Here is a 26300-nt window from a genome sequence, read left to right as displayed (position 1 = left end):
TCCTTTTTAAGACTTCTTCGCGGGTTCAGACGCAGCTTGTGGCTCGCCAGACGCTTGGCTGTCAGCCTCTTGTGCCTTCACTTGAGCACCCGGTCTGACTTTCTGCAGGCCGGTAACAATGACGCGATCGCCAGGTTTCAGCCCGGCAGTCACCAACCATTTATCCCCAATTGCCTGAGAAGCGGTCAGCGTACGAACTTCCACTTTATCGTCTGCACCAACGACCAGTGCCGTTGCTTCACCGCGAGGGTTACGTGTTATACCCTGTTGCGGAACCAGCAATGCATCGCTGCGAACCCCTTCTTCCAGACGTGCACGTACGAACATGCCTGGTAGTAACCCATCGTTCGGGTTAGGGAAAATGGCACGGATGGTGATGGAACCGGTGGTTTCATCAACGGTAACATCGGAGAATTCCAGCGTGCCCTCATGTGCATATTCCTGCCCATTCTCAAGCAGTAACTTCACTTTGGCCTTGCCGTTTTCCTGCTGCAGAGTGCCGTCAGCCAGTTCGCGTTTCAAACGAAGAAAATCGTTGCTGGATTGCGTGACATCGACATACATCGGATCCAACTGCTGTACGGTCGCCAACGCGTTTGCCTGACCGGAGGTGACCAACGCACCCTCGGTTACCGCTGATTTACCAATACGGCCTGAAATAGGCGAGGTAACTTTGGTATAGGCCAGGTTGATACGGGCAGTTTCTACAGCGGCTTTGGCTGCAATAACGGCGGCATTAGCCTGGTTTTGCGTGGAAACTGCGGTATCGAAGTCTTGCTTACTGATAAAATTGGTGCCCAGCAACGGTTTATAGCGGTTTACCGTCAGAGAAGCGATTTCCGCTGCTGCTTGCGCTTTGGCCAGTTCGCCTTTAGCACTGTCGTAAGCCGCCTGATAGGTAGCCGGATCGATTTGATACAGTGAAACTCCCGCCTTGATATCGCTGCCTTCAGTAAAGTTACGCTTCAGGATGATACCGCTTACCTGAGGGCGAACTTCGGCGACGCGATAAGCAGAGGTGCGGCCAGGAAGATCGGTAGTAATATTGAGAGGTTCAGCCTTCAATGTGACCACGCCAACGGTAGGCATTGGGGGCTTGGCACCTTGTTGCTGGTTTTCTTTATCATTACATCCTGTAAGCACTAGGCCGAATGAAAGCATCAGAACTACCGCCAGAGGCGTTAACCCTCTGTTTTTGTTCATAGAAAAACCTCAAGTGTCCGATTTCAAATTGATCAATGGATCACAAGCTTTTAAACCCATTGCTGCGTAAATTTATTGTGCGTGCTATGGTACATACATTCGCGAATGTATGTAAATCATACCCCCCCTAAAAAACAACGTCATGGCACGAAAAACCAAACAGCAGGCGCTAGAAACACGACAGCAGATCCTTGACGCCGCGGTAAGAGAATTCTCTGAACGTGGCGTTTCAGCTACATCGCTGACAGATATTGCAACCGCAGCGGGCGTTACGCGGGGGGCAATTTACTGGCATTTCAAAAATAAAGTGGACCTGCTTAACGAAGTTTGGGAGCTGTCAGAGTCAAAAATAGGCGATCTGGAAATAGAGTATCAAGCAAAGTTTCCCGATAATCCACTGCGTATTTTAAGAGAAATTCTGATTTACATTCTTACCGCTACGGTTGATGACTGCCGACGCCGCGCATTAATGGAGATCCTTTTTCACAAATGCGAGTTTATTGGCGAAATGATGCCGTTGCACGAAGCGCGCAAAGTGTTATACCTCGAGAGTTATGAACGTATCGAAAGGGTTCTCCTCGATAGCATGGAACATGGCCAACTCCCGGCCGATCTTCATACTCGCCGTGCGGCTATCGTACTTCGTGCCTATGTGACTGGCCTGATGGAAAACTGGTTATTCACACCGGAAAGCTTTGATCTGAAAGCTGAAGCGGGTGTATTAGTAGATACTTTTATTGAAATGGCGCAGTTAAGTCCCTCTTTACGCATGAAGCCGCCTGCGCAGAAAGACTCATAAGCATATAAGGAGAACAGGTTATGTCATCCGTTTTAATGATTGCCAACGGTGCCGCTTACGGTCAGGAGTCGTTGTTCAACGCGTTACGACTGTCTATAACCCTTAAAGAGCAGCAACCCGATCTCAATCTTAAACTTTTTTTGATGTCTGATGCTGTCGTGGCAGGCATTGCTGGGCAGCAACCGCGTGAGGGGTACCATCTGCAACAGATGCTGGAGATCCTTACCGCTCAGCAGGTACCGGTTAAACTGTGTAAAACTTGTGCTGACGCGCGAGGTATCAGTAATTTGACATTGGCGGATGGCGTAGAGATTGGCACGCTGGTGGAACTGGCTCAGTGGACACTGGCAGCGGAAAAAGTACTCACTTTCTGATGCGTATTAGGCTGTGTTCTCAATCAACCACCTGCGGCGTTGATCTGAAACAGAGACACAGCCTTTAGCCCTGCGGTTCATCATCAGCAACGTATTTGTTGTTCATTGATGCTCTTTGCGCATGGTAATCTGGGTGCTTCATTGTCAAACCGACGTTAAATCATGTGTCGCTGGCGTATTGCTCTCTCCTATTTGGCTGATTCCAAACATACTGGTGTTGCCATGCCCCGATTAATCGTGCCATTTCTGCTGTTACTCGCCACACTTTTTCTGCTGCCAAGTGCCTACGCGGGGCCGAGTGGTGATTTGCCTTCGCGCGCTGACATTCAAAGCCAGATTGATGCATTGAACAAGCAGAAAGCCCTGACTCCAGCAGAAAAACTCTCTCAACAGGACTTGGCTCGCACCATGGAACTGCTTGATGCTATTGAGCATACCAGGCAAGAAGCCAATCAGCTCAAGCAGCAGCTTCAACAGGCGCCAGCGAAGTTACAGCAGGTGATGAGAGACATAGAGGCACTGAAAAATCCCGCCAATGAAGCTGTCACCCGCTCTGAACTGATGCCGCTTTCCTTGCGTCAGTTGGAACGCCGCCTATACCAAACGCTGGATGAGCTGCAGGATGCGCAGGAAAGCCTCTCTACCTATAATAGCCAGCTTATCTCGCTACAAACTCAACCGGAGCGTGTACAGAGCGGTATGTACAATGCCTCTCAACGTCTGCAGGAAATCCGTAAACTACTCAATGACCGAGCACCTGGAAAAGAACTGCTGCGCACCAGCCAGCAGATAATGCTCAATACTGAGCAGACGTTGCTCAATGCCGAAATTGATTTGCAGCGTAAAAGCCTGGAAGGTAATACCACGTTGCAGGATTTGCTGCAGAAACAGCGTGATTACACCACCATGAGTATTGAGGCGCTGGATCATCGGGTACAGGTTTTACAGGACGTAGTGAACAGCAAACGTTTGACGCTGTCGGAAAAAACCGCAAAAGAGGCCCTGAGCCCGGAAGACGCTACGGATATTCAGAACGATAAGCTGGTCAGTAAAGAACTCAACGTCAACCGTCAAATCAGCCAGCGCTTGATTAGCGCCACGGAAGAAAGCAACACGCTGTTTCAGAAAAACATTCAGGTAAAGAACTGGCTCGATCGGGGTTTGCAATCGGAACAGAACCTGAAAGAACAGATCCAGGTGCTGAAAGGTAGCCTGGTTTTGTCGCGCATTCTTTATCAGCAACAGCAAAGCCTACCACCGGGCACACTGGTTTCGGATATGAGTAACCGCATTGGTGATTTGCGGCTGGAACAGTTTGAAATTAACCAACAGCGTGATGAATTGTTCAGAGGCGATGACTTCATTAATAAACTGGTGGCCGACAGTAAAGAGAAAGCTGCTGGTGAAGTCGTCGATGCGTTGAGCGAAATTATTGATATGCGCAGAGAGTTACTCGATCAACTGAATCGTCAGTTGAGTAACCAGTTATCGCTAGCTATTAATTTGCAGCTTAATCAACAACAACTGACCAGTGTTTATAACTCGTTACAAGACACACTGACACAGCAGATTTTCTGGGTTAACAGTAATAAACCTATCGATCTGACTTGGCTGAAAGGCTTACCGGAGGCGGTGAAAGCGCAAGTGACCAGGCTGGATTTCAAATTTGAGCCCAGGCAGTTAGTTTCAGGTGGCCTGCGGGCACTGGTTTTTCTCATTCCATTGCTGACTGCCATTGGATTGCTGCGCTGGCGTTACCATCTGATCGATGCCCATTTGCAGAAGCTGGCCAATGATGTGGGCCAACTAAAACGTGATACTCAACTGCATACTCCCAAAGCTATCCTGTTGACGCTGCTAAAGGTTCTACCCGGCACACTGTTAATTCTGGGTGCTGGGTTGTGGCTCTATCGGGCAGATTTCAGCATTAGCGATTTCCTGTGGGAATTATCACAGAAGCTGGCGTTATTCTGGCTGATTTTTGGTTTTACCTTCCGTATGTTGGCACCTGGAGGGATTTCGGAGCGCCACTTTAATGCCCCCATCGATCGCTGTGCGCATTATCGCCGTCAGACAATACGGCTTGGTCTGGCCCTGTTACCGCTGATTTTCTGGTCAGTATTGGGGGAAAAAGCGCCATTGCATCTGGTGGAAGATGTTATTGGTCAGGTGGTGGTGATCCTGACTCTTGGGCTATTAACGGTGCTGATGTTCCCGATTTGCCGCGATGGTTGGCGTGAAAAAGGCGCACACACGGTAAGACTATTGATGGTGACGACGCTTGCAGCTACGCCAGCGATCCTGCTGGGGCTGATGTTTGCGGGCTATTTCTATACGACATTGCGTCTGGCAGGGCGCTGGATTGACAGCCTTTATCTCTTTTTTCTCTGGAACATTGTTTATCAGACGGCAATCCGCGGCCTGGGTGTAGCTGCTCGCCGTTTGGCTTATCGCCGTGCGGTAGTTCGTCGCCAGAATCTGGCAAAAGAGAAAGAAGGCGCGGAGGGCGTTGAACCGATAGAAGAGCCGCCATTAGCGTTGGATCAAATCAACCAGCAATCACTGCGGTTAACCACCATGGTGTTGTTCCTGATCTTCGCCAGCGCATTTTATGCAATTTGGTCGGATCTGGTGACCGTAATCTCCTATCTCGACAGCATTTCACTGTGGCATTACACCAGCAATGTGGCAGGCAACGTGATACCTCAAGCGGTGACGCTGGGAAACATGCTTGTCGCGCTGGTTGCGCTGATGGTTGCATACGTAATGACGCGTAACTTGCCGGGGCTGTTGGAGGTGCTGGTACTGTCGCGATTACAATTGCGGCAGGGGACATCCTATGCCATTACCACCATCCTGACCTATTTGATTACTGCGGTGGGAACGCTAACCGCACTGGGGTCGTTAGGTGTTTCTTGGGACAAGTTACAGTGGCTGGTTGCAGCGTTGTCGGTTGGGTTAGGATTCGGTTTACAGGAGATTTTTGCCAACTTCGTTTCTGGCCTGATTATTCTCTTTGAGCGTCCAGTTCGTATCGGCGATACCATCACCATCGGAACATTTTCGGGTACCGTCAGTAAGATCCGCATTCGAGCTACCACTATCACTGATTTTGATCGCAAAGAGGTGATTATTCCCAATAAGGCATTTGTGACAGAGCGGCTGATTAACTGGTCATTATCGGACACCATTACCCGCGTGTTGATTAAAGTTGGGGTGGCGTATGGTTCCGATCTGGATAAGGTCAAAGCCGTGTTACTGCAGGCGGCGCGTGAGAACCCGCGTGTTATGACCGATCCTGAGCCAATGGTGTTTTTCCTCAACTTTGGTGCCAGCACGCTGGATCATGAACTGCGTTTGTACGTGCGCGAGTTACGCGATCGCAGCTACACCGTAGATGAATTGAATCGTTCAATCGATCGCTTATGCCGCGAGAATGGTATCAACATTGCCTTCAACCAGTTAGAAGTGTATCTGCATAACCAACAGGGTAGTGAAGTTCAAGAGGTTAAGAGGACGCAGGCAGCAGGGGACGAAAGCCTAGCCTGACGGGTGATATCACTTGAGCATGGGAATATATGCTAGTGGGCTATGATTATTGGCCCATGGGCAAATAAGGAGTTGTTGTGCCCGCATGTTGCATCTTCTCCTGAAAATCTCTTCTGACGATGTCAAGGGCAGCCAGCGCAGTTGCAGGGTCGATCTCGTTACATTCCAGCAGGTAGATTAAATCTACGGCCAGTTGCAATTCCGGTGAAGCGTTTTCTATCGACATAAGTCCAACGTTTGTATTGGTGTAATGTTCATCGCCTATTGTCTTTCTGAGTTTGTGACAACTCGAAGTAAAAAAATAGGTGCAGTTTCTAAGCTGAGTATAGAGAACATACAGCGAGGAGGGGAATAATCATTAAAATAATGTGATAAATATTCAAAAACCGTTTTCTTTTCGTTCTATGCTGCGCTCAATACGTGCCAATGCTTGCCTGCAACGCACGAGTCTGCCTTCGATCGTTGCCAGTTCCTGCTGTAGTTTCTTTTGTGCAGCGAAGGTAGTCTGCTGGCCGAGCAGGCTTTCACGATCCTCGATCATGGATATCAAACGGCGTTCATAGTCCTGATGTTCGGCAAGCTTGTGATATAGATCGACGTCTACCACTTCCTTCGGCTGGTTTTTGCGCCGTAACGTTTGAGTTGCCAGTTCGCGCTGCAGCGCAGTGAGTTGAGCCACCAGTTTTTCCGCCAGAAAAGCAACATGAGCGTTACGGTTGCTACTTACTGCTGCCTGCAACTGAGCAAAATTCTTCTGTACCTCTGCCAGATAATCACGCAATCGCGTACCGTGGTTGGAGAAAAGCGCAACATCGAACCTTGCCTGTCGGATTGAAACGTCGCCTCTTGGCTGAATTTCGCTCGCTAATGCAGCTATTTGCTGTTCTAGCGTCTGTAAAAGGCGGTGCGTACTCACGGGAGTTCCCTTTATAAAGCAGTCAGAGCCTAAGCTTGCCCGTGAACGGTTTGTGAAACAAGTGTCCACTGGATAAACCTGCCAACTGGCCGAACAATGGATACAGGTGCTACAGTAAGTTGCCATTATGAAGGACAAGGAAAGGCATGACTCGTTGGTTGTTGATTATTCTGGGTTGGCTGGCCGTAGTGTTGGCAACGCTTGGCGTGGTATTGCCGCTGGTGCCGACCACACCCTTCCTGTTGCTGGCTGCCTGGTGCTTTGCCCGTTCCTCACCCCGTTTCCATCACTGGCTGCTATACCGTTCCTGGTTCGGTGCCTATTTACGCCATTGGCAGCGGCACCGTGCTTTACCTCCGGGGGCTAAGTGGAAAGCCGTATTGGTTATTGTGCTGACGTTTGCCGCGTCATTCTGGTTGGTAAAGCTCTGGTGGGTGCGCATTGTGCTGATGGTGATGATGGTTATATTACTGACGTTCATCTTGCGACTGCCGGTAATTGACCTGTCGCAACAAAAACAGCGCTGATCGTGCTGCGTCGGTTGCATTTATCTGGCAATTTGCATAGATTTGAGCGTTTTCGTGCGCAGGTATCCTTCCGCCGTTTTTTTCGCTAACGGTGGCAGTTGAAAGCCTGTGTGGAAGTTATCAGAGCGTTTTATCAGGCAATAACTATGACCGCGACTGCGCAGCAGCTTCAGTATATTAAAGACAGTATCAAAACCATTCCCGACTACCCTAAGCCGGGTATTCTGTTCCGTGATGTGACCAGCCTGTTGGAAAACCCGCTTGCCTATGCGTCCAGCATTGAGCTGTTGGTTGAGCGTTACCGTGATACGGGCGTCACCAAAGTGGTCGGTACTGAAGCGCGTGGTTTTCTGTTCGGTGCGCCGGTTGCACTGGCATTAGGCGTTGGTTTTATACCGGTACGTAAGCCAGGTAAATTGCCACGAGCCACTTTAAGTGAAAGCTATGAGTTGGAATACGGCACTGACAAACTGGAAATTCATACCGATGCCATCGTGGCAGGAGACAAAGTGCTGGTGGTGGACGATCTGTTGGCTACTGGCGGCACGATTGAGGCTACTGCTACGCTCATCCGTCGTCTGGGTGGGGAAGTGAAGGATGCGGCATTCATTATCAACCTGCCGGATCTCGGCGGTGAAACGCGCCTGAACGGCTTGGGCATTGAGTGTTACTGCCTGGTTAACTTTGCAGGCCACTGATCTGTAATCGCCTGGTTGTGCCTCTGGATTGACTGCCATCGGCGTCAGCTAACATCAGAGAGACAGCCTGATACCATATCGGCCTCGCGGATCGTCGCGGGGCTGTGTTAGCATGGCCCTCCAGATTACTCGACATCTCCGGTATTAATGAGCTATCAGGTTTTAGCCCGTAAGTGGCGCCCTCAAACGTTTGCTGATGTGGTAGGACAGGAACATGTCCTCACTGCGCTGGCCAATGGCCTAAAGCTTGGGCGGATCCATCACGCCTATCTGTTCTCGGGCACGCGTGGCGTAGGTAAAACCACCATCGCGCGTCTGCTGGCTAAAGGCCTCAATTGTGAAACGGGCATCACTGCAACACCTTGTGGGCAATGTGATAACTGCCGTGAGATCGAACAGGGGCGATTTGTCGATCTGATTGAGATAGACGCGGCTTCCAGAACCAAAGTGGAAGATACGCGCGATCTGTTGGATAACGTGCAATATGCCCCTGCACGTGGCCGTTTCAAGGTCTATCTGATCGACGAAGTTCACATGCTCTCCCGCCACAGCTTCAATGCTTTGCTGAAAACGCTGGAAGAGCCGCCCTCGCACGTTAAATTCCTGCTGGCAACCACCGACCCACAGAAGCTTCCGGTGACTATCCTGTCGCGTTGCCTGCAATTCCACCTCAAGGCAATGGATGTAGACCAGATCCGCCTTCAGTTGGAAACCATCTTGCAAGCCGAGCACATCACCAGTGATGCTCGTGCACTGCAACTTTTGGCAAGGGCCGCCGATGGCAGCATGCGTGACGCCCTTAGTTTGACCGACCAGGCAATTGCTATGGGGCAAGGGCAAGTCACCACTGACACGGTCAGCCAGATGCTCGGTACGTTAGACGATGAGCAGCCACTGGCCATTCTGGAAGCACTGGTCAGTGCCGACGGGGAAAAAGTCATGGTTCAGGTTGCTCAGGCGGCCTCGCGCGGTGTGGATTGGGAAAGCCTGCTGGTAGAAACGCTGGCGTTATTGCATCGCGTCGCCATGGTACAATTACTACCATCGATGCTGGACAATCACTTTGCGGTCATCGAACAGCGGTTACGTGAATTGGCACGCACATTACCACCGGCTGACGTACAGCTTTATTATCAAATCCTGCTGAACGGTCGCAAAGAACTGGCTTATGCGCCCGATCGTCGCATGGGGGTTGAAATGACCCTGCTGCGTGCACTGGCGTTTCATCCCAAAGCCACGATCCCGGAACCTGCAGTCACAGCAACCGTTCAGATAGCACCGCCACAAGTGAATACAGCCGCTACGGCACAACCGAATCTTCAGGATACGCCACCACCGTTAGGGCAAGGCGCACCGGCGCAGAGTAACCCCTCAACGAATTTACCCGATGCTACCGCGCAATTGTTAAAGGCGCGAACCCAGTTGCTACGGCAGCAGGGGGCATCTACCCCAAAAAAGAATGAGCCGGCGGCGCCAGGAAAAGCGCAGCCGGTAACCTCGGCACTGGAGCGGTTGGCTTCAGTGACCGAGCGCAGCCAGCAACGTCAGGCTGAGAAGCGTGTGGCAGAAAAACCGGCCAAGCCGGAGGCTTATCGCTGGCGGGCGCAAACTGAACCTGAGGCCGCGCCGGAACCAGTGGCAACGCCAAAAGCGTTACGTACGGCGCTTGAGCATGAAAAAACACCCGAATTGTCAGCTAAACTGGTGGTTGAATCTCTAGCACGCGATCCTTGGGCGGCGGAAATCGACCAACTGAAAATACCGAAGCTAGTTCAGCAATTGGCATTGAACGCTTTTAAACAGCAGTTGGAGCCAGGCCGTATTTGTCTCCACTTGCGCTCTTCGCAGCGCCATCTGAATTCACCTTCAGCGCAAAAGACGCTGGCAGAGGCACTCGGTGAATTATACGGTAGCGCAGTTGAACTCACCGTGGTGGAAGACGATAATCCGGCGGAGCGGACCCCGCTGGAGTGGCGGCAAGCTATTTATGAGGAAAAGCTGGCGCAGGCTCGCCAGTCCATCGTTGCGGATACCAATATTCAGACGCTGCGCCGGTTCTTCGACGCAGATCTCGATGAAGAGAGTATTCGCCCTATTTAACGCGGCGCACAGTGCGCTGCCAATGCAATGAGAGACGACTATGTTTGGTAAAGGCGGTCTGGGTAACCTGATGAAGCAAGCCCAGCAAATGCAGGAAAAAATGCAGCAGATGCAGGAAGAAGTTGCCAAATTGGAAGTAACTGGCGAATCCGGTGCTGGCCTGGTGAAAGTGACCATCAACGGGGCGCACAACTGCCGCCGCGTGGAAATTGACCCAAGCCTGATGGAAGATGACAAAGAAATGCTGGAAGATTTGATCGCTGCAGCGTTCAATGACGCAGCACGCCGCATCGAAGAGACCCAAAAAGAGAAAATGGCGTCTGTATCCAATGGGATGCAACTGCCACCCGGCTTTAAGATGCCGTTCTGATGCAAACCAGCCCGCTTCTGGAATCCTTGATGGAGGCGTTGCGCTGCCTGCCGGGTGTTGGCCCCAAGTCGGCGCAGCGTATGGCGTTTCAGTTGCTGCAACGCGATCGCAGCGGGGGAATGCGCCTGGCGCAGGCGTTGACTCGTGCAATGTCGGAAATTGGCCACTGTGCCGATTGCCGCACCTTCACCGAGCAGGATACCTGTACCATTTGCAACAACCCACGTCGTCAGCAAAATGGTCAGATCTGCATTGTGGAGAGCCCGGCGGATATTCACGCTATTGAACAGACTGGCCAGTTTGCCGGGCGCTACTTTGTGTTGATGGGGCACCTATCACCGCTGGATGGTATTGGTCCTGGTGATATTGGCCTTGATCGGCTGGAACAGCGGCTGGAAAAGGAAACCATCACAGAGGTTATCCTTGCAACCAACCCAACGGTTGAGGGGGATGCCACGGCGAACTACATTGCAGAAATGTGCGGTCAGTACGGCGTACTTGCCAGCCGAATTGCCCACGGTGTCCCGGTGGGCGGTGAGCTAGAGATGGTTGACGGCACCACACTGTCGCACTCTCTGGCTGGGCGCCACGCGATCAAATTCTGATGTTTCTCTGCGGGGCGGTTCTCTGCCCCGTTCTCACTTGCCAAAAATTTACCCGTCAGCCGCTTGAAAAACCGCTTGGTTAACCCCATTTGATACGCATTGTCTGATTTGGTCGTTACTGTCTTTGAGGTTATCAATGAGTATGAAAGGTCAAGAAACCCGTGGGTTCCAGTCTGAAGTAAAACAGTTACTTCATTTGATGATTCATTCGCTGTACTCCAACAAAGAAATTTTCCTGCGTGAGCTGATCTCCAACGCTTCCGATGCCGCCGACAAATTACGCTTCCGTGCGCTTTCCAAACCTGAACTCTATGAAGGTGACGGTGAGCTACGCGTACGCCTCTCTTTTGATAAAGACAAGCGTACCCTGACGATTGCCGATAACGGCATCGGCATGAATCGCGAAGAAGTGATTGAAAACCTGGGAACGATTGCCAAATCTGGCACCAAAGCCTTCCTAGAGTCTATCGGTTCGGATCAGGCGAAAGACAGCCAACTGATTGGTCAATTCGGTGTTGGCTTCTACTCGGCATTCATCGTTGCCGACAAAGTGACGGTACGCACACGCGCAGCCGGTGCATCAGCAGACGAAGGCGTGTTCTGGGAGTCTGCAGGTGAAGGCGACTACACCATTGCCGATATCAGCAAGGCCGATCGTGGTACCGAAATTACCCTGCATTTGCGTGAAGGCGAAGACGAATACCTTGACGGTTGGCGTTTGCGTTCAGTGATTGGCAAATACTCCGATCACATTGCACTGCCGGTAGAGATCGAAAGCAAGAATGAAGAAGACGACACTGTCACTTGGGAGAAAATCAACAAGGCGCAGGCTTTGTGGACTCGCAGCAAATCAGACGTGACTGATGAAGAGTACAAAGAGTTCTACAAGCACATAGCCCATGATTTTACCGACCCACTGAGCTGGAGCCACAACCGTGTTGAAGGCAAGCAGGAGTACACCAGCCTGCTGTATATCCCGGCTCAAGCGCCGTGGGATATGTGGAATCGCGAACACAAGCATGGGCTGAAACTGTATGTTCAGCGCGTGTTTATCATGGATGACGCCGAGCAGTTTATGCCGAACTATCTGCGTTTCGTGCGTGGTCTGATTGATTCCAACGATCTGCCGCTTAACGTTTCCCGCGAAATCCTGCAGGATAGCCGCGTTACCCAAAGCCTGCGTGGCGCACTGACTAAACGTGTGCTGCAGATGCTGGATAAGCTGGCAAAAGATGATACTGAAGGCTACCAGAAATTCTGGCAGCAATTCGGCCTGGTGCTGAAAGAAGGCCCAGCGGAGGACGGCAGCAATAAAGAAGCCATTGCCAAACTGCTGCGCTTTGCTTCTACGCACAATGACAGCTCGGCGCAGACCGTTTCGCTGGAAGAGTATGTTGGCCGCATGACCGAAGGCCAGGAGAAGATTTACTACATTACTGCTGACAGCTATGCGGCGGCGAAAAGCAGCCCACATCTGGAGTTGTTCCGCAAGAAAGGCATCGAGGTTCTGCTGCTGTCCGATCGTATTGACGAATGGATGATGAGCTACCTGACCGAATTTGACGGTAAGGTATTCCAGTCGGTCAGCAAAGCAGATGAAGCGTTGAACAAACTGGCAGATGAAACCGAAGAGCAGAAAGAAGCCGAAAAACAGCTTGAGCCATTCATTGATCGCGTCAAAACGCTGTTGGGCGAGCGCGTGAAAGATGTGCGTCTGACCCATCGTTTGACCGATACGCCAGCGATTGTCACCACAGATGCAGACGAAATGAGTACTCAGATGGCAAAACTGTTTGCGGCTGCAGGGCAACCCGCGCCGGAAGTGAAATACATCTTCGAGTTGAACCCGGAGCATGCGTTGGTGAAACGAGCTTCGGACGTGGGCGATAACGAACAATTTGCCGAATGGATCGACCTGCTGTTGGATCAGGCCCTGTTGGCAGAGCGCGGCACGCTGGAAGATCCAAACCAGTTTATCCGCCGTATGAATAAGCTATTGTCGGCGTAATGCCTAAGATGTGCCCCGGTATGATCGTCCGGGGCATATTATCTTCATTTCAGTATTAATTTTTATCTTGCTTGCCACGTTTCAGCCAGGTTTTTCCGCAATCGATTTCCCTCGCTCACCTTGAGCCAACCCCCTCGGAAATGGTAAGGTTGAGTGTTTTCGCAATTTTATAAAAACTCAAACCCAATAGACTTCAGGTTCAATGATCAGGTTACTTCAAGTGACGGGCGGCCAAAGCGGCTGCAACTTGAAGTATGACGAGTATCGGCCTGAACGATGGCGGGAAATACATAGCAAGGGGATTTACGCAATGCGTATCATTCTGCTGGGCGCTCCAGGCGCAGGTAAGGGTACTCAGGCTCAATTCATCATGGAGAAATACGGTATTCCGCAAATCTCTACGGGTGATATGTTGCGCGCAGCCGTGAAGGCCGGAAGTGAGCTGGGCAAGCAGGCTAAAGAAATCATGGATGCTGGCAAGCTGGTCACCGATGCGCTGGTTATTGCGCTGGTGAAAGAGCGCATCACGCAGGAAGATTGCCGTAACGGCTTCCTGCTGGATGGTTTCCCACGCACCATTCCTCAGGCTGACGCGATGAAAGAAGCCGGCATCAAGGTGGATTACGTGCTGGAATTTGACGTGCCAGATGAACTGATCGTTGATCGTATCGTTGGCCGCCGTGTGCATGCACCATCAGGGCGTGTGTACCACATCAAATTTAATCCGCCGAAAGTGGAAGGCAAAGACGACGTTACGGGCGAAGATCTGACCACCCGTAAGGATGATCAGGAAGAGACCGTGCGTAAACGCCTGGTGGAATATCATCAGATGACCGCACCACTGGTGTCTTACTACCATCAAGAAGCGGCGGCAGGGAACACGGAATACCATAAAATTGATGGTACCCGTAAAGTGACAGAAGTGAGCGCTGAGCTGGCGAACATTCTGGGCTGATCCGTTTTATGTTGCTGTAAACAACGCCGGGCTTGATGTCTGGCGTTTTTTTTGCTTCTTTTACTCGCACACATCGATCCTTACGGTACTTTGCAGGCAGCCACTCATTGAGCCGATGGAAACAGTCGCATGAACAGGCAGGCAAATTTTCTGGAAGAAGCCACCGCGCGTCAAATCGTACAGCGTGCGATGAGCATTATTCACCACTCAGTTAATGTGATGGACAGCAACGGCGTCATTATTGCTTCAGGCAACGCATCCCGCCTTTATCAGCGCCATGAGGGAGCGGTATTGGCCTTGACGGAAAACCGCGTTGTCGAGATTGACGCGGCCACGGCACGCAACCTGAAAGGCGTTCAACCCGGTATCAATTTGCCGTTCAGTTTCCGTAATCAACTGGTAGGAGCAATCGGTATTTCTGGCGATCCGGCAGAGGTACGTGCCTACGCTGAGCTGGTAAAAATGGCGGCGGAACTGATGGTGGAACAGGCCGCGATGCTCGATCAGTACCAGTGGGAAAAACGCTACCGGGAGGAACTGGCCAACCAACTGTTACAAGGAAAGAGTGAGCCAGGATCGCGGCAGGCGATGGCGGCCTATTTAGGGCTTGACCTGCAACAACCGCGTATTGTCTGGATTGTGGAACTGCACGAACCGCAACCTCAGACGCTGAGAGAGGTGCTGGCGATATTAGAGAGCATCCAGCGTGAGGCATTAATCACCTTGACCAGCTTTAATGAACTGGTGTTGTTGCGTCCGGCTAGTGTTAAACAGGGCGTGTGGGATGCCCAGCAGGAGCGTATGCAGGCGCAGCAACTGCAACACGAACTCCAAAAACGTTTTAATCTGCGCCTGATCGTCGGAGGCTTTTTTACCGGCGAGGAAGGGGTACATCGTTCTATTCTTACTGCTCGAGCAACGCAAACCATGGCTCGGCGCCTCAATTTGCAGCACCGCACGCTGTTTTATGAAGACTATCCGTTACCTTCGCTGTTGTGTGATTTGGGCGAAGACTGGCGTGCGCAGGAGCTTTCCCGGCCATGGCAATCTTTAAGTGGCAAGGATGAAAAAGGCGTGTTGAGAAATACGCTGCGCCACTATTTTCATCATAACTGCGATCAAACCCAGACTGCGGCGCAATTGCATATACATGTCAATACGCTGCGCTACCGTCTTCAACGTATTGAAAAAAATACCGGTCTTAAGATCAATCAGTTGTCGGATGTTTTACAGCTGTATATCGGTATGCTTATGCACGACTGATTTGTAGTAACCCACAAAAATCAGGCGATTTATTCTTTTTTATCTGTGTTTTCGCATCAAGATTATTGATTGCCAGCAGGGTATGGTGTTCATTAATTATTGTAAGACGCTATACCCTTCATACTTCAGGTTGCTTGGGTGTTGGCTGCGTTACTCGGCCCATGTCGGGCCTCGCCCCTTCGGGGCCGCTGCAAGCAGCGTTCAAATCTGCCAAGTAGATTTGTCGCTCACCCTAGTCACATAGTTTACCTATGCTCCTAGGGGTTAATGAGCCTCATCCCTGAGGCTCACCCTGCGGGCAGCGCAAGTACTGTTCAAATCGGTTCCTGACCGATTTGTCACTCAGTGGCCGCCTACAAGCAACTCGAATTATTTTGGGTATATCCCAGAATATTAAGGTGTTGATAATGAACAAACTGAAAAAAGTGGTAATCGCTCCTGATTCATTTAAAGAGAGCCTGAGCGCTCTGGATGTTGCTAAAGCCATCGAGCGCGGGTTCCGGCAAATCTATCCGGCAGCGCAGTACGTCAAGTTACCCATGGCCGACGGCGGCGAAGGTACTGTCGATGCTATGGTGGCCGCCAGCGGCGGGGAAATCATCGATGTCACCGTGAGAGGGCCGTTAGGGAAAAGTGCTAATGCATTCTATGGCTTGCTGGGTAATGGGGAAACGGCAGTCATCGAAATGGCGGCCGCATCGGGCCTGCATTTGGTGCCGGGTGACGAACGCGATCCTCGAGTCACAACCAGCTACGGAACTGGTGAATTGATTCTGGCGGCACTGCAACGTGGGGTGAAGTCGATCATTCTTGGCATTGGCGGCAGTGCGACCAATGACGGTGGGGCAGGCATGATGCAGGCATTGGGTGCCAGGTTACTGGACAAAGACCGCCAGGATCTGCAACCCGGTGGTGCGGCACTGGCGCAACTGGCGCATATCGATCTCAGCCAATTGGATCCTCGGTTGCAGCAGGTGCAGATGACCGTTGCCTGTGATGTTGATAATCCGCTGTGCGGCGCGAAGGGGGCCTCGGCAATATTTGGTCCACAGAAAGGGGCTAGCGCAGAAATGGTTCAGGAACTGGATCGCGCACTGCTGCATTATGGGACCTTGTTGGAGCAGGCTACTGGCCGTGAGGTATTGCTGGCTCCTGGTGCGGGCGCTGCGGGTGGAATGGGGGCAGCCTTGCTTGGTTTCCTCAATGCCCAACTACGGCCGGGGATCGAAATAGTGATAGAAACGCTGCAGTTGGCTGAAGCGGTGCGTGGTGCTGATTTGGTGATCACCGGGGAAGGGCGGCTTGATAGCCAATCGATCCACGGCAAAACACCAATCGGCGTAGCGCGGGTAGCCAAACTGCAGCAAATTCCGGTGATTGCCATAGCAGGTAGCTTGGCCAAGGATTATCAAATCGTTCACCAACACGGCATCGACGCGGCTTTTTCGGTAATCGACCGCATTGTTACCTTGCCTGAAGCGCTAGCGGATGCGGCACACAACCTGGAAGTGACGGCGCGCAATGTGGCTGCGGTATGGCGAATGGCACAGCAATAGCTTGGCTGTGTCCCTTAACTGGACGCGAGAGCCGCTGGCGGTCATTTACGCGCAGAGCAAGGCGTGAGCCGTGAGGTTTGGTGGGCCAAATAAGCGGCGAACAACGCAGAAATGCGCGCAAATGGCCCCAGCCCTGTGGGTCTGCGACGGCACCACGGACAGTTAAGGGACACAGCCTAGGCATGACCTGTTGCTGATATCGGTTCCGGCTAACGACTTTTCCGCTACAATAGGCGTTACTGATGGTTATTAATACCCTGACAAATAACAAGGTTTTGCCTAATAGGAAAGGGAACTGAGATGAGACAAGAAAAACACGGGGTCTTGCTGGTGAACCTGGGGACGCCAGATGCGCCAACCCCGAAGGCGATAAAACGCTATCTGAAAGAGTTTCTCAGTGATAACCGTGTTGTGGATACTTCGCCGTTGATCTGGTGGCCGATTCTCAACGGCATCATTCTGCCGATCCGCTCACCGCGCGTGGCCAAACTTTACCAGTCAGTCTGGATGGATGAAGGATCGCCATTGCTGGTGTATAGCCGCCGCCAACAGCGCGAGCTGGCGGCACGGATGCCCAATACTCCGGTGGAATTGGGTATGAGCTACGGTTCACCGAACCTTTCACAGGCCATCGACAGCCTGCTGGCGCAGGGGGTAACCAATCTGGTGGTGCTGCCGCTGTATCCGCAATATTCCTGTTCTACCAGCGCAGCCGTTTGGGATGGCGTTGCGCGGGTACTCAAAGGGTATCGGCGCTTGCCTTCAATTAGCTTTATTCGTGATTACGCCGAGCATCCAGCCTATATATATGCACTGCGGCAAAGTGTTGAATACGCCTTTACCCAGCATGGTCAACCAGACCGTTTGCTGATGTCATTCCACGGTATTCCTAAACGTTATGCTCGCTTGGGGGATGACTATCCACAACGCTGCGAAGATACCTATCGCGCATTGGCGGCCACATTACCTTTGGCCCCCGATCGGGTAATGATGACTTACCAATCCCGCTTTGGCCGTGAACCCTGGCTGACACCCTATACCGATGAAACGCTGAAAAGTCTGCCTGCGCAGGGGGTGAAGCATATTCAACTGATTTGCCCTGGTTTTTCTGCGGACTGTCTGGAAACGCTGGAGGAGATCAAAGAACAGAATCGAGAGATTTTCCTTGAGGCAGGCGGCGAGAAATTTGAATATATCCCGGCACTTAATGATGACGCTGCCCATATCGACATGATGCAACAGCTGGTGGCTCAGCGTCTGTAGGCCTAAATCGGGCAGAAATGTGCTAACATTCTCTGCCTGTTTATAGCCAATACCACCACTCACATGAAATTTCCTGGTCAACGTAAGTCCAAACACTATTTTCCGGTGAATGCCCGCGATCCGTTATTACAGCAGACACAACCTGAGAATGAAGTCAGCACTTCCTATGTCGTCGGTATCGATCAGACGTTGGTGGATATCGAAGCTAAAGTGGATGATGCGTTTGTCGAACGCTATGGTCTGAGCCTTGGCCATTCGCTGGTGATTGAAGACGATGTTGCCGAAGCTCTGTATCAAGAACTGAGCGAAAACAACCTTATCACGCATCAATTTGCTGGCGGTACCATCGGCAACACCTTGCACAATTACTCGGTGCTGGCTGACGATCGTTCGATCCTGTTGGGTGTGATGTGTAGCAATATTAAAATCGGCAGCTACGCCTATCGTTATCTCTGTAATACCTCCAGCCGTACCGATCTCAACCACCTGCAGGCCGTGGATGGCGCTATTGGCCGCTGCTTTACGCTGATCGGTGAGAGCGGTGAGCGTACCTTTGCCATCAGCCCGGGGCTGATGAATCAGTTGCGTCCTGAAAGTATTCCTGAAGAGGTCATTGCAGGCGCTTCAGCGTTAGTGTTGACCTCTTACCTGGTGCGCTGTAAACCGGATGAACCAATGCCAGAAGCTACCATGCAGGCCATCGCGTTTGCTAAAAAGCATGACGTGCCGGTGGTTCTGACGTTGGGCACCAAATACGTGATTGCTGATAATCCGCAGTGGTGGCGCGACTTCCTAAAAGAGCACGTTTCAATTCTGGCAATGAATGAAGATGAGGCGCTGGAACTGACCGGGCTTAGCGATCCGCTGACAGCGTCCGATATGGCGTTGGATTGGGTGGATCTGGTGCTCTGTACTGCCGGGCCGAGTGGCCTTTATATGGCCGGGTACACTGAGGAGGCCAATAAGCGAGTGACTCAGCACCCACTGCTACCGGGTCATATTGCCGAGTTTAACCGTTTCGAATTCAGCCGCGCAATGCGCCGCGAAAATTGCGAACAGCCGCTGCGCATCTATTCCCATATTGCTCCCTATATGGGAGGGCCGGAAAAAATCATGAACACCAATGGGGCGGGTGACGGTGCATTGTCTGCACTGCTGCATGATATCGCAGCCAACGGTTACCACCGCAACAACGTGCCAAACTCCAGTAAGCATGTGCGCAGTTATTTGACCTACTCCTCTTTGGCGCAGGTATGTAAATATGCTAACCGTGTGAGTTATCAGGTACTTAATCAGCACTCACCGCGTTTGACGCGAGGGTTGCCCGAACGTGAAGACTGCCTGGAAGAGTCATACTGGGAACGGTAATTGCTAAACAGGGGCGCTTTGCATTGCACCCCTGTTTCTTTATTGGCTTCAGATTGGGCAAGCACCCAGTTTTTCTTCTTCTGAAAGCGTCTCTAATTTAAGGATATTCAGCATACTGTTGGCAATCTCACGCTCCCCCATTACCACCTGATCGGCACCACGGTCGGAAATATACGAAACTTCGTCATCGTAATGTGCACGGGCAATGATCTCGAGATCGGGTCTTCTGGTTCGGGCGGAGGCGACAATCTCCCCAGCCTCATAGCCGTTCGGGATTGTCAGCAATAACCAGCGTGCGCAGTCTATGCGCGCCAGATCCATGACTTCCGCGTTGGCGGCATTGCCGAGCACCGTTTTGATACCCTGCTCACGCAGCGCTTCCACACGGGGGCGGGAACTCTCAATCACCACTAACGGGATGCCCGCTTCGATTAGCTTGGTCCCCAGCAGGCTCCCTACGCGGCCATAACCGACCACTAATGCATGGTTACACATGTCGACCGGGATCTGCTTCTCGTCTTCTATCGCCTCTTCCAGGCTCTGTTCTTCAATGGTCTCGGTTTTCGACAGATAACGCTCTAACAGAGTAAACAGCAACGGGTTCAACATAATTGACAGGATCGCCCCGCCGAGCACCAGATTGCGCGCGTGCTGATCCAGCATACCCAGAGTGACCCCGAGCCCGGCGAGAATAAAGGCAAATTCACCGATCTGTGCAAGACTGGCGGAGATCGTCAGCGCAGTCCGATTAGAGTGCCCGAACATTTTTACCAGCAGGAATGCCGCTGCCGATTTGCCAAACAGGATGATCGTTAACGTTGCCAATATTGCCAGCGGTTCCTGGATCAGGATCATCGGATCGAACAGCATACCGACAGAGACAAAGAACAGCACGGCGAACGCGTCGCGCAGCGGTAACGTATCGTGTGCGGCCCGGTGGCTCAATTCTGACTCGTTCAACACCATACCGGCAAAGAAGGCCCCTAGGGCAAATGAGACGTCAAACAAGCCGACAGCGCCGTATGCAATACCCAAAGCCAGTGCCAGTACCGCCAGGGTAAACAGCTCACGTGAGCCGGTACTGGCGGTTTTTGCCAGGATCCACGGAACCAGGCGGCGCCCAACGACAATCATCAGCGCTATGAAGGCGATAACCTTGCCGATAGTGATTGCCAGTTCAGTCATCAGATTGGTGGTACTGGAGTCATCACTGTTGAGCATATTGCTGAAAGCAGGCAACAGAACCAACGCCAGAACCATCGCCAAATCTTCAACAATCAGCCAACCGATAGCGATTTGCCCACGCTGGCTGTCAATCAGTTGCCGCTCTTCCAGCGCACGCAGCAATACCACGGTACTGGCAGTGGACAGACACAGGCCGAACACCAGACCAGAGACCAGATCCCAACCCATCAGTTTGGACAGCCCCATTCCCAGCAGCGTAGCGACGGCAATCTGTGCCACGGCACCAGGGATAGCGATAGATTTTACTGCGAGAAGGTCTTTGAGAGAGAAATGCAGGCCAACACCGAACATCAAGAGGATCACGCCTATTTCCGCCAGTTCCGGAGCCAAAGAAGTATCGGCAACAAAACCGGGGGTAAACGGGCTGGCAACCACACCTGCGGCAAGGTACCCCACCAGTGGTGAGATGCGCAGGCGATTCGCCAGCATGCCAAAGAGGAACGCCAGTACTAATCCTCCGACTATTGTGGTGATCAAGGGTGTTGAATTATGCATCCAGACTCCTTCCAGTTGTGCGTCACATCAATTTTACTAAAAGATACATTTAGTTTATTGCATTTGCTTTAGCGACGCTTGGCTAATTTGGCTTTTTTTGTATAAAAGTAGGTTACCGAACTATTTTTCAGGCAAATGAGAGAATCAAGACTTAATAAGTAAAGTGGTATGAATTTTCGATGAAGATAACCCGGTAAAGTAGCCTGACTAAACCGGGTATAAGAAAGGGTTATAGCTACTTCTGTTCTATATTCGGCAGTAATACGGTGACAATGCCTATTAGCGGCAGAAATGCACAGATTTGATAGACCAGTTCAATGCTGGTCAAATCGGCAACATAACCAAGAACTGCCGCACCTAAACCGCCCATACCGAAAGCAAAACCGAAGAATAAGCCGGAAACCATCCCTACTTTTCCAGGGATCAGCTCTTGCGCATAGACCAGAATGGCCGAGAAGGCGGAGGCCAATATAAGCCCAATGATCACCGTCAAAATCCCCGTCCAATACAGAGAAGCATAGGGTAAAACAAGCGTGAAGGGGGCAGCACCAAGGATAGAGCCCCAAATAACATATTTACGCCCGAATTTGTCACCTAAAGGCCCGCCAATAATGGTTCCTGCTGCTACCGCGAAAAGAAAAGCAAACAGGTGGATCTGGGCATTCTGTATCGAAACATCGAACTTATGCATCAAGTAAAAGGTGTAATAGCTACTGATGCTGGCGAGATAGAAGTATTTAGAGAAAATCAGCGTCAGCAGAATGCCCAGGGAGAACATTACCGTACGTTTTGGCAACGGTTTGACCAATAAGGCGGATTTAGGCTTACCTTGGGCTGCTCTGTGCTGCTGCTGATACCATTTACTGACTTGGAGCAGAACCACAATAGCTAACAGTGCCGCCAATGAAAACCAGGCGACATTCCCTTTACCATAAGGCGCGATAATCAGCGCCGCCAACAATGGCCCGAGCGAACTACCAAAGTTCCCCCCCACCTGAAATAGCGATTGTGCCAGGCCGTGTCGCCCTCCAGAGGCCATCCGTGCCACACGGGATGATTCCGGGTGAAATATGGAGGAACCGGTGCCAACCAGTGCAGCAGCCAGTAATACCAACGGAAAAGTATTGGCAACCGAAAGCAGCAGTAACCCGCTTAGCGTAAAACCCATACCGACGGGGAGAGAATAAGGCTGCGGATGTTTGTCGGTATAGTAACCAATCAGCGGTTGAAACAGCGATGCAGTAAGCTGATAAGTCAGGGTGATCATACCGATTTGCACAAAACTGAGGTTGAAATCGGCACGCAGGATCGGGTAAATCGCCAGGATCAGCGATTGGATCATGTCATTGAGCAGGTGAGAAACACTGATAGCGCCCAGAATGGAAAAAGCAGTGCCCTTAACCGCGCTGCTTTTTACCGGGGGCATAGCGGCTTCACTACGATCAGTCATATTATTATTAGCCTGGTAATTTATTGGGTCGGGGCTGACATCTTATACCGTTCGTCTTTCACCCGACAACCTTGCCGACGGCCTGCCCCTGACAATATTTTGGCGCAGCACCCCCCATAACCAACGCATCCGGCATAATCCAACACGTGTCACAAAAATTTGAAATAAGATGTTGATAATTAGCGCTACAATTTTGCACTCATCAAGAATGCTCATCATTTGCAATGGAGATCTGCCATGCGCTTTTCGTTCAAAACTGCCGCAGGTGTGCTGGCCGCTTCCCTGACATTATTTTCAGGAGCAGCCGGTGCTTGGGAAAAGGATAAAACCTACGATATAACCATCCTGCATACCAACGACCATCACGGCCATTTCTGGCAGAATGACTATGGTGAATATGGCCTGGGTGCCCAGAAAACGCTGGTGGATAGCATCCGTAAGGAAGTGGCAGCCAAAGGGGGCAGCGTGCTGTTGCTGTCGGGAGGGGATATCAATACCGGCGTGCCAGAATCTGATCTGCAGGATGCGGAACCGGATTTTCGCGGGATGTCGCTGATTGGTTATGACGCCATGGCGATTGGCAACCACGAGTTTGATAATCCGCTCAGCGTATTGCGCCAGCAAGAGAAATGGGCCTCTTTCCCTCTGTTGTCTGCCAATATTTATCAGAAAAGCACCCAACAGCGGCTATTCAAGCCCTATGCTTTGTTTGACAAGCAGGGGATCAAAATTGCCGTGATCGGCCTGACGACCGATGACACCGCCAAGATAGGTAACCCGGAGCATTTCACCGATATCGAATTCCGCGTTCCCGCGCAGGAAGCTAAAAAGGTTGTCGATCAGCTACGCAAAGATGAAAAGCCGGATGTGATTATCGCTGCCACCCACATGGGCCATTACGATGATGGTAACCATGGCTCCAATGCGCCTGGCGATGTGGAAATGGCACGCAGCCTGCCAGCAGGCTACTTGGACATGATTGTTGGCGGACATTCCCAGGATCCGGTCTGTATGGCGAGTGAAAACCACAAGCAGGTCGATTATGTGCCGGGAACGCCATGCGCACCCGATCGCCAGAATGGTACCTGGATCGTTCAGGCCCATGAATGGGGAAAATACGTTGGCCGAGCTGATTTCCAGTTCCGTAACGGTGAATTGAAGCTGACTCACTACCAACTGATCCCGGTCAACCTGAAGAAGAAAGTAGAGAAAGCGGATGGCAGCAGTGAGCGGGTGTTTTATACGCAGGAAATTGCCGAAGATCCAGCCATGATGAAACTGCTGACGCCGTTTGAGCAGAAAGGCAAGGCACAGCTGGATGTGAAAATTGGTAGCGTTGACGGCAAACTGGAAGGCGACCGCAGTAAAGTCCGCTTTGTGCAGACCAACCTCTCAAGGTTGCTGCTGGCTGCACAAATGGAAAGGACCAACGCTGACTTCGCAGTGATGAGCGGTGGTGGGGTGCGTGATTCGATAGAAGCTGGCGATATCACCTATAAGAGTGTGCTCAAGGTACAGCCGTTTGGCAACTCGCTGGTGTATGTTGATATGAAAGGCCGTGACGTTGAACAGTATCTGGAGACAGTGGCAAATATGAAAGTCGATTCCGGTGCCTATGCCCAGTTTGCCAACGTTAGCCTGGTGGCGGACGGTAAGGGCGTCAGCAACGTCAAAATTAACGGTGAGCCGCTACAGGCCGATAAAACCTATCGTATGGCTACGCTAAGCTTTAACGCGCTGGGAGGTGATGGCTATCCGAAGGTCAGTACTCTGCCAAGCTACGTGAATACCGGATTTATCGATGCGGAAGTGCTGAAACAGTATATCGAGAAGCACTCACCGCTGAATGCGGCGGCTTTTGAACCGAAGGGCGAGATTGTTTACCAGTAATGCTTTTCGCTGACTTGCTTAGGTAAATTCAATCTGTCGGCCCTTTTCCTCTGTTAGGGCTGACAGACTCAATCCCGCTTGGCAATTTCGGCGAAGGTTGCGGACAGCAGGCTGCCCAAATCGCCGGGAGCGAGTTCAATATCCAGCCCACGTTTGCCACCAGAAACATAAATAGTGGCGAATTGCTGTGCTGGGGCATCGATCACCGTAGGCAAACGTTTCTTTTGCCCCAGTGGGCTGATCCCACCCACCAGATAACCGGTAACCCGTTGCGCCATTACGGGATCGGCCATTTCAGCTTTCTTGGCACCGAGCGCTTTAGCGACTTTCTTTAAATCCAGTTGGGTTGCTACAGGGGCCACCGCTACCGCCAGATCCTTAGCATTACCATTGAGGGAAACCAGCAGCGTTTTGTAAACCTGTTCGGCGTTAAGACCGAGTTTTTTCACCGCTTCGTCACCAAAATTGGTTTCTTCACTGTCGTGGTGATAGGGGTGAAGGGTAAATGCCACCTTATGTTTTTCAAGTAGGACAACTGCGGGCGTCATAATTGGGTTTTCCAAACGGGTAGAAATTTGCCATAGGAAGCAACAAAACTACAAAAATGTAAACGGATGAGCAACTCGTATTGGCAAAAAGTAAAGGCGGTTGCTAATAGGCACAACAGGTTGTTACCCTAATGTCAGTGAGCGTTGATGCGATCACTCCACGTATAACTAAAATATGAAAAATTCCTCTTTGACTGGCCAATAGCGATATTGGCCACTTTTTTATCTGGCTTGCAGCATATCTGGAAGATTGTCTTCGCCATACAGATGCAATGCGCCCACCGCTACCACATAATTACCCGGCGGCAGTGCCTCTAGCTTTTGCTGCCAGTTGCGATTACGGCGGTGCATCAGCACATCATAGAGCCCGGCACTGAAGGTAGTGGGCAGGGTTTCCAACACCGAATTCGGCTTGGTATGCAACCACCAACTCACCATGGTTTGCAGCAAACGTGCATTGGTGTGCCAGTGCTCAAGCGTATCGTGTAGCAGAGCCATGCCACCTTCAGGCAACTGTTCCAGCATATCCAACTGTTCCTCTGCCCCTTCCAGCTCAATCACCGGCATCTGTTGTGCTTTGGCTGCCTGTAATAACTGATAGTCGATGCCGTACTCGGCACGTAGCCCAAGGCGTTGCGCCTGTCGGGCTTGCATCATCAGTGCGATCTGCCAGCCGGGTAGGGCAGAAAGTGTTGCTACGTCGGTCCCCAGTTCCTGGCACAGCTCTTGTAAGCGTTGAAATTGCTGCTGCGAAAGGCGCTGCGCGATAGCGGGCTGCAGGCCACTTTGGCCAAACGGCGAAGAGGACGTGGTGATATCGGCTTCAACGATCAGTGCGTCAGCCTGGAGCAAACGTGCGGTTAGGCGTTCAGGTAAAGGGGCCATATCGATGGTCCCCATATGAATACTGCCGATCAGATGAAATTGCCGCTCGCCAGGTAGCGAAATATCCAACGCCGGATAGGCGTAACTCATAGGGGAAATGAAACCGAGAAAAGCGGCAATGCGGCGTAACAATTGACCCATACAACGTGGCTCCTGATGATTCCCGGCAGGGGCAAATTGCTCTCTGCCGGGTTCGGCGTTTTCCCCATGCTAAACGCTTACTGCCGCACAAG

Annotated in this window: 22 protein-coding genes and 1 other annotated feature; of the genes, 15 read left to right on the top strand and 7 right to left on the bottom strand. The window is 51.6% G+C overall.

Features of this window, described 5'->3' with window-relative positions; genetic code table 11:
- Window positions 1-6 precede the first annotated feature (6 nt).
- Window positions 7-1203, bottom strand: a complete 1197-nt coding sequence (locus tag SAQUA_RS17875; RefSeq protein WP_380674780.1) for an efflux RND transporter periplasmic adaptor subunit — start codon at window positions 1201-1203, stop codon at window positions 7-9.
- A gap of 142 nt (window positions 1204-1345) precedes the next feature.
- Between SAQUA_RS17875 and acrR the strand changes: the two genes are divergently transcribed.
- The 3 genes from acrR to mscK all read left to right on the top strand — a co-directional run bounded on the left by acrR (window position 1346) and on the right by mscK (window position 5925).
- Complete coding sequence (gene acrR, locus SAQUA_RS17870; protein WP_380674782.1) at window positions 1346-2002, top strand: multidrug efflux transporter transcriptional repressor AcrR; 657 nt, start codon at window positions 1346-1348, stop codon at window positions 2000-2002.
- 20 nt (window positions 2003-2022) lie between these two features.
- Window positions 2023-2376 (top strand): DsrE/DsrF/TusD sulfur relay family protein, encoded by a 354-nt coding sequence (locus SAQUA_RS17865; RefSeq protein ID WP_380674784.1) that lies wholly within the window; start codon window positions 2023-2025, stop codon window positions 2374-2376.
- 222 nt (window positions 2377-2598) lie between these two features.
- A complete protein-coding gene (gene mscK / locus SAQUA_RS17860) occupies window positions 2599-5925 on the top strand; it encodes a mechanosensitive channel MscK (protein WP_380674786.1) in 3327 nt (1108 codons plus the stop codon).
- Between the two features lie 46 nt (window positions 5926-5971).
- On the opposite strand, the gene rsmS is transcribed toward mscK, so the two are convergent.
- Together rsmS and priC are read right to left on the bottom strand one after the other, a co-directional pair.
- The gene (rsmS, locus tag SAQUA_RS17855) at window positions 5972-6151 is read right to left on the bottom strand and encodes a pleiotropic regulatory protein RsmS (RefSeq protein ID WP_380674788.1); all 180 of its coding nucleotides are present in this window, start codon (window positions 6149-6151) and stop codon (window positions 5972-5974) included.
- Between the two features lie 153 nt (window positions 6152-6304).
- A complete protein-coding gene (gene priC, locus SAQUA_RS17850; RefSeq protein ID WP_380674790.1) occupies window positions 6305-6841 on the bottom strand; it encodes a primosomal replication protein PriC in 537 nt (178 codons plus the stop codon).
- 146 nt (window positions 6842-6987) lie between these two features.
- Here priC and SAQUA_RS17845 point away from each other — a divergent pair, with 146 nt between their 5' ends.
- The 11 genes from SAQUA_RS17845 (at window position 6988) to SAQUA_RS17795 (ending at window position 19554) form a co-directional block, all read left to right on the top strand.
- Window positions 6988-7368 carry a DUF454 family protein gene (locus SAQUA_RS17845; protein WP_380674792.1) on the top strand — a complete coding sequence of 127 codons (381 nt, stop codon included), beginning with the start codon at window positions 6988-6990 and terminating at the stop codon, window positions 7366-7368.
- A 146-nt stretch (window positions 7369-7514) separates the two neighbouring features.
- Window positions 7515-8066: an adenine phosphoribosyltransferase gene (gene apt / locus SAQUA_RS17840; protein WP_380674794.1), complete on the top strand. Its 552-nt coding sequence runs from the start codon at window positions 7515-7517 to the stop codon at window positions 8064-8066.
- A 147-nt stretch (window positions 8067-8213) separates the two neighbouring features.
- On the top strand, window positions 8214-10166 hold the full coding sequence (dnaX, locus tag SAQUA_RS17835) for a DNA polymerase III subunit gamma/tau (protein ID WP_380674796.1): 1953 nt from the start codon (window positions 8214-8216) through the stop codon (window positions 10164-10166).
- Window positions 9499-9563: a sequence feature (DnaX frameshifting element), on the top strand. It overlaps the preceding gene by 65 nt.
- A gap of 40 nt (window positions 10167-10206) precedes the next feature.
- Window positions 10207-10536 (top strand): YbaB/EbfC family nucleoid-associated protein, encoded by a 330-nt coding sequence (locus tag SAQUA_RS17830; protein ID WP_024913912.1) that lies wholly within the window; start codon window positions 10207-10209, stop codon window positions 10534-10536.
- The gene (gene recR / locus SAQUA_RS17825; protein ID WP_380674799.1) at window positions 10536-11141 is read left to right on the top strand and encodes a recombination mediator RecR; all 606 of its coding nucleotides are present in this window, start codon (window positions 10536-10538) and stop codon (window positions 11139-11141) included. The genes SAQUA_RS17830 and recR overlap by 1 nt, the downstream gene beginning before the upstream one ends.
- Window positions 11142-11283: 142 nt before the next feature.
- On the top strand, window positions 11284-13149 hold the full coding sequence (htpG, locus tag SAQUA_RS17820) for a molecular chaperone HtpG (protein ID WP_380675061.1): 1866 nt from the start codon (window positions 11284-11286) through the stop codon (window positions 13147-13149).
- Between the two features lie 310 nt (window positions 13150-13459).
- Window positions 13460-14104: an adenylate kinase gene (gene adk, locus SAQUA_RS17815; RefSeq protein WP_380674801.1), complete on the top strand. Its 645-nt coding sequence runs from the start codon at window positions 13460-13462 to the stop codon at window positions 14102-14104.
- Between the two features lie 129 nt (window positions 14105-14233).
- Window positions 14234-15367, top strand: coding sequence for a sugar diacid recognition domain-containing protein (locus SAQUA_RS17810; protein ID WP_380674803.1), 1134 nt, complete (start codon window positions 14234-14236; stop codon window positions 15365-15367).
- A 407-nt stretch (window positions 15368-15774) separates the two neighbouring features.
- On the top strand, window positions 15775-16923 hold the full coding sequence (locus SAQUA_RS17805; protein WP_380674805.1) for a glycerate kinase: 1149 nt from the start codon (window positions 15775-15777) through the stop codon (window positions 16921-16923).
- Between the two features lie 300 nt (window positions 16924-17223).
- Window positions 17224-18186, top strand: a complete 963-nt coding sequence (gene hemH / locus SAQUA_RS17800; protein ID WP_380674807.1) for a ferrochelatase — start codon at window positions 17224-17226, stop codon at window positions 18184-18186.
- Between the two features lie 63 nt (window positions 18187-18249).
- Window positions 18250-19554: an inosine/guanosine kinase gene (locus SAQUA_RS17795; protein WP_380674809.1), complete on the top strand. Its 1305-nt coding sequence runs from the start codon at window positions 18250-18252 to the stop codon at window positions 19552-19554.
- A 48-nt stretch (window positions 19555-19602) separates the two neighbouring features.
- Here the strand turns inward: SAQUA_RS17795 and ybaL are convergent, their stop codons facing one another.
- A complete protein-coding gene (ybaL, locus tag SAQUA_RS17790) occupies window positions 19603-21294 on the bottom strand; it encodes a YbaL family putative K(+) efflux transporter (RefSeq protein WP_380674811.1) in 1692 nt (563 codons plus the stop codon).
- A gap of 235 nt (window positions 21295-21529) precedes the next feature.
- Window positions 21530-22744 (bottom strand): MFS transporter, encoded by a 1215-nt coding sequence (locus tag SAQUA_RS17785; RefSeq protein ID WP_380674813.1) that lies wholly within the window; start codon window positions 22742-22744, stop codon window positions 21530-21532.
- Window positions 22745-22981: 237 nt separating this feature from the next.
- Here SAQUA_RS17785 and ushA point away from each other — a divergent pair, with 237 nt between their 5' ends.
- The gene (gene ushA / locus SAQUA_RS17780) at window positions 22982-24634 is read left to right on the top strand and encodes a bifunctional UDP-sugar hydrolase/5'-nucleotidase UshA (protein ID WP_380674815.1); all 1653 of its coding nucleotides are present in this window, start codon (window positions 22982-22984) and stop codon (window positions 24632-24634) included.
- Window positions 24635-24702: 68 nt separating this feature from the next.
- On the opposite strand, the gene ybaK is transcribed toward ushA, so the two are convergent.
- Complete coding sequence (ybaK, locus tag SAQUA_RS17775; RefSeq protein ID WP_380674817.1) at window positions 24703-25182, bottom strand: Cys-tRNA(Pro)/Cys-tRNA(Cys) deacylase YbaK; 480 nt, start codon at window positions 25180-25182, stop codon at window positions 24703-24705.
- Window positions 25183-25404: 222 nt separating this feature from the next.
- Window positions 25405-26208, bottom strand: coding sequence for a TraB/GumN family protein (locus SAQUA_RS17770; RefSeq protein WP_380674819.1), 804 nt, complete (start codon window positions 26206-26208; stop codon window positions 25405-25407).
- Window positions 26209-26300 lie beyond the last annotated feature (92 nt).

Source organism: Serratia aquatilis (assembly GCF_044865145.1).
Lineage (GTDB): Bacteria > Pseudomonadota > Gammaproteobacteria > Enterobacterales > Enterobacteriaceae > Chania > Chania aquatilis.
This window is presented reverse-complemented; position numbering and strand designations above follow the sequence as displayed.